The following is a 10063-nucleotide window of genomic DNA, read 5'->3' as shown; positions in this document are numbered from 1 at the left end:
TTTACAGGGTCAATACGCCCTAAATTAACGATCCAATCTATCATCTATCTGCTCCAACCAAGTTAATATTATACACTTGATTAGAATTAAACCGGTGAGCTGTAGATTTAATCATCTCATCTCCTTTGCTTTTATCTATCAATATCAACTATGGTGTAGTAGATAAGGTAATGTTGAATGTATTGGTATAATTACCTTCTGGCGCATCAGTCGCGGCAGCAAACTCAAACTCTGTCTTTCCTGGCGTTGCCAAAGTCGTTAACTTATTTGCTTCTGCTTGAGTTAATGTAAATGAACACTCATTGCCTGTACCACCTACTGTTGAGAAGTTAATTTTGCCTTCAGCATCGACCACATCACAGTTACCCGCACCATTAGTTAATGTAATCACAGTTTCACTAGAGTCTTTGAATGTTAATGACTGAACCGCACCTTGTGGATTGTTATAATCACCATTAGCATATAAAAGTGCACCTTTGATACCTTTTGCACCACTAATATCTGCAATAGAGCCACCGGCTAACTGGATACTAACATTGTAACCATTAACTGGGGCGGTGCCACCCGTGATGGACAAGCCATTTGCAATAACCGTTTCAGTTTCACCTTGAAGAAGTGATGAAGACACTGGCACATCTGATATAAGTAGTTGTGCAGCCGTTGTACTTACTTCCATCGTCACATCAACACTTGATGAAGCAGCATATGCCATAGAACCAGCCAAAGCAGAAGTAGCTGAGATTGCGATAATTAATTTTTTCATAGTATTTCTCCTATTGTATTGTTAAAAGGTTATGTTGACTTCGATAAAAATAAGTAACATCAAAATCAAGCTTCAAAATAAGGATGCCTTATTTGCGATCCATATTATCGGCACCAAGTCACATTGTCATTTAATATGCAATTTAAGAAAAATATATCGTCATTAATGTTTTAAATGCATCAACGAAAACCCTTTATCTATCAGGATCAAAAACAAATAAGTAACAATGAAAAAATTCTAAAAAACTCTTGATTATCATATTTTCAACCATTAAGAACATCTTGAAATATAAGGATAAATTATAACAAAATCACCTCAACTTATATGCCCTCTCAATAAAGTGTGCAAATCGCCAAACTACACTTTGATTTATCTCATAAAAAAAGTTACGCTCTTGCACATCTTAACAATAAACTATCTTTCACCATGACCGATAATTTTAAACGCCTTATCAAATGCACCATACTCTATGGCATCATTACATTTATTATATGTGCTGTAAGCTACATTTACCTTGATCGCTTCTTAGTTCTATCTATTAGTGAACAGCTTCAACACAACATCCTAATTAAATTCTCAAATATTTTATCTATCATTTTTGACCCTAATAATTGGTTTGTGCTTTTTGTCATTCTGGTAATTATCTGTATTTGGCAAAAGACACGCGCTAAATTGAATCCTCGTTTATTAGTATGGACGATGAGTTTATTTATCTCAATTGGCGCTGCAACGGTCATTAAAGTAACACTTGCACGCTATCGCCCTGAGCTGTTCTTACAAGAAGGCTTATATGGCTTTCACTGGTTATCACATAAACGTTTGTTTAATAGCTTCCCATCAGGGCACGCAACACTTGGATTTGCAGGACTCCTCGGTTTAGCCTATTTGATACAAAATAAGAAGTTTACGGTGTTATGCATTGTGATCGCGCTTATTATCACGATTAGTCGAATCTTAAGCTCACAACATTATCTAAGTGATGTCTTAGGTGGTGTTTATATTGGCGTCTTTAGTTATTTGTGGGCAAAAACCCTTGTGACACAATATATAGAAACAAAAAAGCCTAACTCAAAGGTTTCAAGATAGCGTAACGCTTTAGAATATTTTCATGAAAAACCTTGGGAATTCTCGCCCAATCCAATACTTGCACCAGAATAGGAATATTTGATATCTGTATTGCTTCCTTAAAAGCCTGTAGTTCAGAAGTATGTAATGGTTTCAAATCATGACTTCTAATCACAAGATCCAGATCACTTGCCTCATGCGCTGAACCATCTACACGACTACCATATACCCATATTTCACAAGGTGTTTTGATTGTGTTGTTTGCCAACACCACAAGCAACTTATGATCTTTATCTCTTAGTAGCATTGCTTTCCTTAATCACCTGAATTAATTTCGCCACATCCATTATAAACTCTGGGATAATTGGTAAAGTTTCCTCTGCCAGATCAAAGCCATAATACAACGCTCTAAAAACTGTACATCTAACATAAATAATTACTCTCGAAGACTTGCATCAGTATTCTCTTTTAGCGACTTAAGAATTTTAGCCATTGCATCATTCATCAGCTCATCCGTCAAGGTCTGCGTGTTATCTTGAAAAGTGAGATTCAAAGCAATACTCTTTTTATTCTCTGGCAGGTTTTCACCTTGATAAACGTCAAATAAATCAACTTGATTCAATAAATTCACATCTGCTTTATTCACTGCATCAATCAAGCTTTGCGCACTGATATTACAATCAACAATAACCGCAATATCGCGTGAAACCGATGGATACTTAGAAATTGCCATAAATTTAGCAACATCTTTGTTTGAGATCTTACTGGTTTGCAGCTCAAATACTACCGGTGATTTGCCTTTGATTTGCAACACTTTCATTACACTTGGATGCAAAACACCAATAACACCAACCTTTTCGCCATTTTGATAAATATAAGCGGATTGTCCTGGGTGCAGCCAATCGACATCTTCACAAGCAACATAATTGACTGCTTTTTTATTTAATTGCAACAGCGCTTCAACATCTGCCTTAACTGAATAAAAATCGCTTGCCGTTTTTTCCTGCCAGTTCAGAGGATTGATATCACCATAAACAAGGCCGGCGAAATGTGAGTATTCATGCGCTAATGTTTCAGCCATCTGAAAGCAAACACCTTCTTCAAAAATACGAATACGCGATTGCTGACGGTTTAAATTGGCTTTAAATGTTGATACAAGGCCTGGGATCAAGCCTTGACGCATCACAGACATATCTTGTGAGATCGGGTTTTGTAAGGCTAAACCTTTACTATCAAAAAACAGCTCATCTAATTTAGGATCAATAAAGCTATAATTGATCACTTCATGATAGCCGCGATTCATCAATGTATTTTTTAATGCACTTAAAGAAATAATATGTTCAGAAACTTGTTGCTGAGATAATGTTACCTCAGGTAAGGTCATCGGCAGATTTTGATAACCATATACACGTCCGACTTCTTCTATTAGATCCTCTTCAATTGCCATATCAAAGCGATAGCTTGGAGCAGTTGCCAACCACTTAATCTCATTACTGGCATCTTTAACTGGTGTAAGTGTAATATTAAGCGCTGTTAATACATCTTCAACAAATGCGGCACTAAAATCCATACCAAGAATTGAGTTTAACTTATTTAAGCGTAACGGAATTTCAGTCGTTGTTTCATTATAATGATCTGCTTTAACGACTTCACCGATTTGACCTCCGGCAATGTCAACGATCAACTGTGCGGCATACTCAATCGCATATTGGCATAGCTTTGGATCAACACCACGCTCAAAGCGATGCGATGAATCTGTGTGCAATCCATATTGACGCGCTTTACCTGCAATTGCCTTAGGCGCAAAATAAGCACTCTCTAGGAAGATATTCTGTGTATTATCAGTTACTGACGAATCCAGCCCACCCATCACACCAGCAATTGCTAACGCTTTATGTTCATCAGCAATCACTAGCGTGTTCGATTTAAGGGTGATCTCAGTTTCATCTAATAAGGTAATTTTTTCATTATCTTTTGCCATGCGCGCATAGACAGTGCTGCCAACTTTATCAGCATCAAAGGCATGCAGTGGCTGACCCAATTCAAGTAACACATAATTGGTAATATCAACAATTGCAGAGATTGATCTTAGTCCTGAACGGCGCAAACGTTCTTTCATCCAAAGAGGCGTTTGCGCTTTTGCATTAATGTTATAAATCATCCGTCCAAAATAACGAGGACATGCCTCAGGCGCATCTGAGATCACTTGCTTTTGTGTACCTTTAGCAATATCAAGTTTAATCTCATCAAGAGATTTAAGCTTAGCATCGGTTAAGGCAGCAACCTCTCTTGCCACCCCATAAACACTTAAACAATCCGCGCGATTTGGTGTCAAATCCACTTCAACAATATGATCATCCAATTGCAAATATTCACGAATATCGACACCAACAGGTGCATCCACTGGCAAATCCATCAAGCCTTCGCTTTCATCACTTAACCCGAGTTCTTTTTGCGAGCACATCATGCCATGCGATGGTTGACCGCGCAGTTTACTTTTCTTTATCTTAAAATCATCAGGCAAGCATGCACCAATCTTAGCGACAGGCGCTTTCATTCCTGCATAAACATTTGGCGCACCACAGACGATGGTCACTAGCTCATCATCGCCAACATCGACTTCACAAATATTTAATTTATCGGCATCGGGATGCTTATCAATTTTCTTAATTTGCCCAACAACAACCTGTGTAAATGGGGATGCAACAGGCTCAATTGAATCAACCTCTAAACCGGCAGCCGTAAGCTTTTCACTTAAGGCATTTACCTCAAGATTTTTATCTAAATAATTTTCTAACCAACGATGACTAAATTTCATTTTGTTATCCTGTCATTTTTATATTCAGGGCAATTAATTCATTAACATATTCATCACAAAGGAAATACGTTAAAGGGGCAATGCATCACAGGGGCAATACATCACAGGGCAATTCATGAATTACCCCTACAAATTGTATGTTACCCCCACCAATTGCAACGTAAGAATAATTCTCAAACCATCCTTACAAATCATTAATTGCCACAACCAACCGCAATGTCGGGGTAATTCACAAACCACCCCAACATATCGTACATTTTCGTAGGGGCAATTCATGAATTGCCCCTACATATTGTAAATTTCCGTAAGGGTATTCACGAATTACCCTTAAAAACACACCTTTTTAAAACTGTTTTAAAAACCGTAAATCATTTTCAAAAAATAAACGTAAATCATTAATACCATAACGCAACATAGTCAAACGCTCAACACCCATACCAAAAGCAAATCCGCGATATTTCTCACTATCAATGCCACCGGCTTTTAACACATTAGGATGCACCATGCCACAACCTAACACCTCAAGCCAACCCGTTTGCTTGCACACACGACAGCCTTGCCCCTCGCACATCACACATTCCATATCTGCTTCGGCTGAAGGTTCAGTAAATGGGAAGTATGAAGGACGAAAACGCATCTTTAGATCTTTCTCGAAAAAGGCATTTAAAAAGGCATTTAACAAGCCCTTTAGATCAGCAAATGATGCCTTTTCATCAATCCACAAACCTTCGACCTGATGAAACATTGGTGTATGTGTCATATCAGAATCACAACGATAAACACGCCCAGGTGCGATCATGCGAATCGGTGGCTGTTGTTTTTCCATTGTTCTGATTTGCACACCAGAAGTATGCGTTCTTAATACAGTATTAGGATTAAAGTAAAAAGTATCATGCATAGCACGTGCCGGATGATGATCAGGAATATTTAATGCTTCAAAGTTATGATAGTCATCCTCAACCTCTGGTCCATATTCAATCGAAAAGCCCACCTTACTAAAAAAGTCTTCTATGCGTTGCATACTGATTGAAACCGGATGCAATGTACCTTGCTCATGTCCAACACCTGAAAGGGTTACATCAATTTTCTCAGCCGCTAACTTTTGTGCTAACTCAATCGCATTTAATACATCCAAACGTTCTGTAATTGCCATTTGCAGTTTATTTTTGGCTTGATTAACTGCTTGACCAAGCTTGGGCTTTTCTTCATTTGGCAGACTACCTAATTGTTTCATAATCTCGGTAAGCTCACCTTTTTTGCCCAAATACTGAACGCGAATATGATCTAAATCTTGTTTGTTTTTTGTATTTTCGACGTCTGTTAATGCTTTCAAACAGATTTCATCTACGATTTGCATGCATGTTACCTTTACTCAAATAATGGCGAGTATTATATACCCATCACAAACCAGTTTACAGCATTTCTGCTATTGAATTTCTTGCACTTTTGAATGATTTGATCTTGCTAATAGTCCTAGCTATTACCTGCAGTCCAATCACCCAAAATCATCAAAAACTTCCTCAACATTAAACACTATAAAATGGTTTACGATGGGTATATACCCACCGCAGGCTATTTTACAGAACTTATTGCTTTAAGATTGTACGAATTACCTTGTCATGCCAGTGTTGTTTTATTAACATCCTTGACAACTTTATACAATAAGAACAAAGGACAACATTATGCGTCTAGCCCACATTATGATTCGTGTCAACAACCTTGAGGAATCAATTAATTTTTATCAAAACATTTTTGGTATGAACTTACTTAAAAAGATGGATAACGAAGCTTATCGCTATACATTAGCCTTTATGGGATATGGTAATGACATCAATGCCATTACTGCCATTGAACTGACTTATAACTGGGATACCAATAATTATGATCACGGCAATGCTTTTGGACATCTTTGCATTGAAGTAGAGGATGTTTATCAAAGCTGTGAAGAGATTAAAAAGCAAGGCGGCGTCGTTACCCGTGAAGCGGGACCTGTCAAAGGTGGCACCAGTGTCATTGCCTTTGTCAAAGACCCTAATGGTTATCAGATTGAGTTGATTAATAAGAAGATTCGCTAAACTTTACCATTTAATCGGCTATGACCATATTCCCGACCACTTTGATTGTGTAAGCGTTGGCTGAGCGTCAGTCGAAGCCTCTATAAAGTGCGATCTTTCCAAGCTTACACACTTCGACTAATGCTCAGTGCATCGCTTCGACCTGCGCTCAAGGCACGGTGAGCACTTTTGAGTAAATATTTAGTCTTAGCCATTTATCATAAAAGCAGTGTCTTTAATTCATCAAGCTTCTTAATGGCTTGCACTTGAATTCCAATATCCTTTTTTGGCATATTACCCTGTGGCACAATCGCTTGTTTAAAGCCATGTTTTTGTGCTTCACTTAAACGCTCCTGCCCATAGGGGATCGCGCGTATCTCACCTGAGAGCCCTACTTCACCTAAGATAATCCAGTCCTTGGCAATGGGGCGGTTGTATAAGCTTGAGAGAATGACAGCAATAATTGCCAAATCAATACTAGGTTCATTGACTTTAATGCCACCGACAATATTAATAAAGACATCATGATCACTTAATTGCACGCTTAAATGACGCTGCATAATTGCCAATAACATCGCTAAGCGATTAGGATCAAGCCCTAATGCTAAGCGCTTGGGTTGAGCATAGCCGTTTTCACTCACCAATGCCTGAACCTCAACAAGTATCGGACGCGTGCCCTCCCATACTGCGATAATAACACTGCCTGAGATATCATCTTCCGCACGATTAAGAAAGATTGCTGATGGGTTTTTAACCTCGCGCATACCCTTATCAGTCATTGCAAAAACACCCAGTTCATTCACCGCACCAAAGCGATTTTTCATCGCTCTAACCATGCGATAACGCCCATCGGTTTGTCCTTCAATAAAGATCACACTATCAACAATATGCTCAAGCACACGAGGACCTGCGACCTCACCGGATTTAGTCACATGTCCGACAAGAAAAACGGCACAATTTAAGCGCTTAGCCGTTTGTGTTAATAGGCTTGCTGATTCGCGCACTTGAGCAACACCTCCTGCGGCTGATTGCAAGGCTTCGATCTGCATCGTTTGAATCGAGTCAACAACAACTAATTGTGGTCGATGTGTCTCGATATACTGACAAATCGCTTCAACATTGGTTTCACTCATTAACAATAATTTATCATTAGGTAATTGCATGCGTTGCGCACGCAATGCAACTTGTTCTAGTGATTCCTCCCCTGTGATATAAAGTGCTGTGTGAGTTTGTGATAACACCGTCATAATCTGCAATAAAATCGATGATTTACCAATTCCTGGATCACCACCGATTAGCGTTACTGAGCCTGGCACAATACCACCACCCATCACCCGATCAAACTCTGCAAATGGACTATGAATGCGTGGATAATCTGCTAAAGCAACTTCATTGAGCTTTTGCACTTTTGCCTCAGCAGCAGCATACCCTATCTTGTTGGTTGTTGATTTAGTGACGCTTATTTGAGTTTCAACTAAGGTATTCCATTCTAAGCAATCAGGGCATTGTCCTTGCCACTTGGGTGATATTGCACCACATGATTGGCAGACATAATTTGATTTTGGTTTTGCCATGCACACACCTTTATTGATTTATCTTACTCGCCTTATTCGTCATGCTTTATCATGCCCACCAAATAATTTTCAAGTATTTGGTTGATTTCAAAGCCCTCGTCCCCTAAGAGTTGAAAGCCGTATTTCTTGTCATTTTGATAGTCATCAGAAGAAATCCAGATCACCTTTGATTGGCAATTTAGCTCCTGTTTTAGCTCAGGCAAACGCACCATAAGTTCAACCTCCTGACCAAAATTAAGTGCGTTACTATGATAAACGGTTAGCGCACCTTGTTTAACAAAAGGCAAATAGCTTTCCAATGCTGCTTGCTTTGATGCTAGGGTAATTTCAATTACTGCCATATTTATACTTCCATATCGAGGTTTAACTGCTTACTTTGCTTTTCTTGCTTCTTGCGTGCACGTCTTTTTCTTAACCTTACCAGTAAAAAGCTCACTGTAAATATAACCAAGAATAAAATGATAATTGAAATATGCCAATACTCTTTAACTAAATGAGTCAGTGACAGTTTATGCAATATAATCTCAAGTGCATTACCAAAATAATACCCGCCTAATAAAAAGACCAATACCCAAACAAGGGCACCAATGGCATCAAACACCATAAACTTGATATTGCTGATCTTACTCATGCCCAAAGCAAAAGGAATAATCGTTCTTAAACCATAAGCAAAGCGAAAGCCCAAAATTAGCCAAAAATTATATTTATCAATCATCAAGCTAATGCGATCCACCTTAGGTTGCCAATTGGGTTTACGCTTTAATATTTTAGGGCCAACATAACGCCCTAAATAAAAAAAGAAACAATCATGAATCAAGCAGCCAATAATTGACAAGATAATAATCCAACCTAAGTCAAGCATACCGGCAGCGGCAGCAACACCACCTAGTATTAAAAAGGTTTCACCTTCGATAATTGCCGCACCAAACATAAGCCAATAGCCCCATTGTTGAATTAGTGCAATATGTTCTGGTGACATGCAAACCTCATTTATTTTTATTTACTGGAGTGACTTACTCAATACGCCTAAATTCTAACGTATCAACGCCATATATGGCAAAGTAAAACAGCTAAATAACCAAATCAATTCATTACTTTGCTTATTACAGAATCACTGATTCCACAAACGAATAAATAAGCAACAAGGCAAAAATGGTTAAAATGAATGAGAAAACGATTTCAAGCTTTGCCATATGTTTAACAAAGACATTTCTAACGCGCTGTGAACCCATAACATAAGCAACAAAACTAAACCAAATCAAGGTACTTAAAAACATCACAACAAGAATACTTAAGTGATACCAAAGCGCTGAAGATTTCAAAACAAACAGTGGCAATAAACTAACAAAGAAAATAATCACTTTAGGGTTAGATAAATTGCACAAAAAACCCGTAAGCCATAGATGATGCTTTGATATTTTAACCACTTCACTTGCATTTGCATCTAACGAATGTTTACCTCTGGATGCCTTGAAACAATTATAAGCGATATACAATAAATAGCATCCACCAAACAAAGCAATCCAATGCACAATAATCAAAAAGTTATCACTTAGATAATCCAATAAAAGCACCACAAGGGTTGCATAAAATAGCACACCTGTAGCAATACCCAATGCGACAAGTACGGCAGGATTTCGCCCATAACGAATCGATGATCTTAACACCATAAAAAAATCAGGGCCAGGCAGCATCAACCCTAACAATTGCAAAAATAGCAAACTTAACAACGCAGCAATTAACATTTAACAACAACTCATCTTGATAGAAAATAGAACAAAAATTCTAT

10 protein-coding genes are annotated in these 10063 nt (G+C 38.2%); 2 read left to right on the top strand and 8 right to left on the bottom strand.

The window, feature by feature from the left end; genetic code table 11:
* Positions 1-148: 148 nt before the first annotated feature.
* The gene (locus tag IE867_RS12150) at positions 149-763 is read right to left on the bottom strand and encodes a hypothetical protein (protein ID WP_192484986.1); all 615 of its coding nucleotides are present in this window, start codon (positions 761-763) and stop codon (positions 149-151) included.
* A 426-nt stretch (positions 764-1189) separates the two neighbouring features.
* On the opposite strand from IE867_RS12150, the gene IE867_RS12145 reads away from it, so the two are divergent.
* Positions 1190-1849 (top strand): phosphatase PAP2 family protein, encoded by a 660-nt coding sequence (locus IE867_RS12145; protein ID WP_192484985.1) that lies wholly within the window; start codon positions 1190-1192, stop codon positions 1847-1849.
* Here the strand turns inward: IE867_RS12145 and IE867_RS12140 are convergent.
* From IE867_RS12140 to pheS, 3 genes are all read right to left on the bottom strand, one after another.
* The gene (locus tag IE867_RS12140; RefSeq protein ID WP_192484984.1) at positions 1827-2135 is read right to left on the bottom strand and encodes a nucleotidyltransferase domain-containing protein; all 309 of its coding nucleotides are present in this window, start codon (positions 2133-2135) and stop codon (positions 1827-1829) included. The two genes, IE867_RS12145 and IE867_RS12140, sit on opposite strands and share 23 nt — an antisense overlap.
* Positions 2136-2264: 129 nt before the next feature.
* Entirely contained in the window at positions 2265-4646 is a 2382-nt protein-coding gene (pheT, locus tag IE867_RS12135) for a phenylalanine--tRNA ligase subunit beta (RefSeq protein ID WP_192484983.1), read from the bottom strand.
* Positions 4647-4989: 343 nt separating this feature from the next.
* Positions 4990-6003, bottom strand: a complete 1014-nt coding sequence (gene pheS, locus IE867_RS12130) for a phenylalanine--tRNA ligase subunit alpha (protein ID WP_192484982.1) — start codon at positions 6001-6003, stop codon at positions 4990-4992.
* Positions 6004-6328: 325 nt separating this feature from the next.
* Here pheS and gloA point away from each other — a divergent pair, with 325 nt between their 5' ends.
* On the top strand, positions 6329-6721 hold the full coding sequence (gloA, locus tag IE867_RS12125) for a lactoylglutathione lyase (protein WP_192484981.1): 393 nt from the start codon (positions 6329-6331) through the stop codon (positions 6719-6721).
* 197 nt (positions 6722-6918) lie between these two features.
* Here the strand turns inward: gloA and radA are convergent, their stop codons facing one another.
* The 4 genes from radA to IE867_RS12105 all read right to left on the bottom strand — a co-directional run bounded on the left by radA (position 6919) and on the right by IE867_RS12105 (position 10019).
* Positions 6919-8274 carry a DNA repair protein RadA gene (gene radA, locus IE867_RS12120; protein ID WP_192484980.1) on the bottom strand — a complete coding sequence of 452 codons (1356 nt, stop codon included), beginning with the start codon at positions 8272-8274 and terminating at the stop codon, positions 6919-6921.
* 32 nt (positions 8275-8306) lie between these two features.
* A complete protein-coding gene (locus tag IE867_RS12115; protein WP_192484979.1) occupies positions 8307-8615 on the bottom strand; it encodes a PilZ domain-containing protein in 309 nt (102 codons plus the stop codon).
* Positions 8616-8617: 2 nt separating this feature from the next.
* Positions 8618-9253: a DedA family protein gene (locus IE867_RS12110; protein WP_192484978.1), complete on the bottom strand. Its 636-nt coding sequence runs from the start codon at positions 9251-9253 to the stop codon at positions 8618-8620.
* 124 nt (positions 9254-9377) lie between these two features.
* Positions 9378-10019, bottom strand: a complete 642-nt coding sequence (locus IE867_RS12105) for a LysE family translocator (protein ID WP_192484977.1) — start codon at positions 10017-10019, stop codon at positions 9378-9380.
* Between the last annotated feature and the right edge of the window lie 44 nt (positions 10020-10063).

It is taken from the genome of Cysteiniphilum marinum (assembly GCF_014857925.1).
Taxonomy (GTDB): Bacteria; Pseudomonadota; Gammaproteobacteria; order Francisellales; family Francisellaceae; genus Caedibacter; species Caedibacter marinus.
This window is presented reverse-complemented; position numbering and strand designations above follow the sequence as displayed.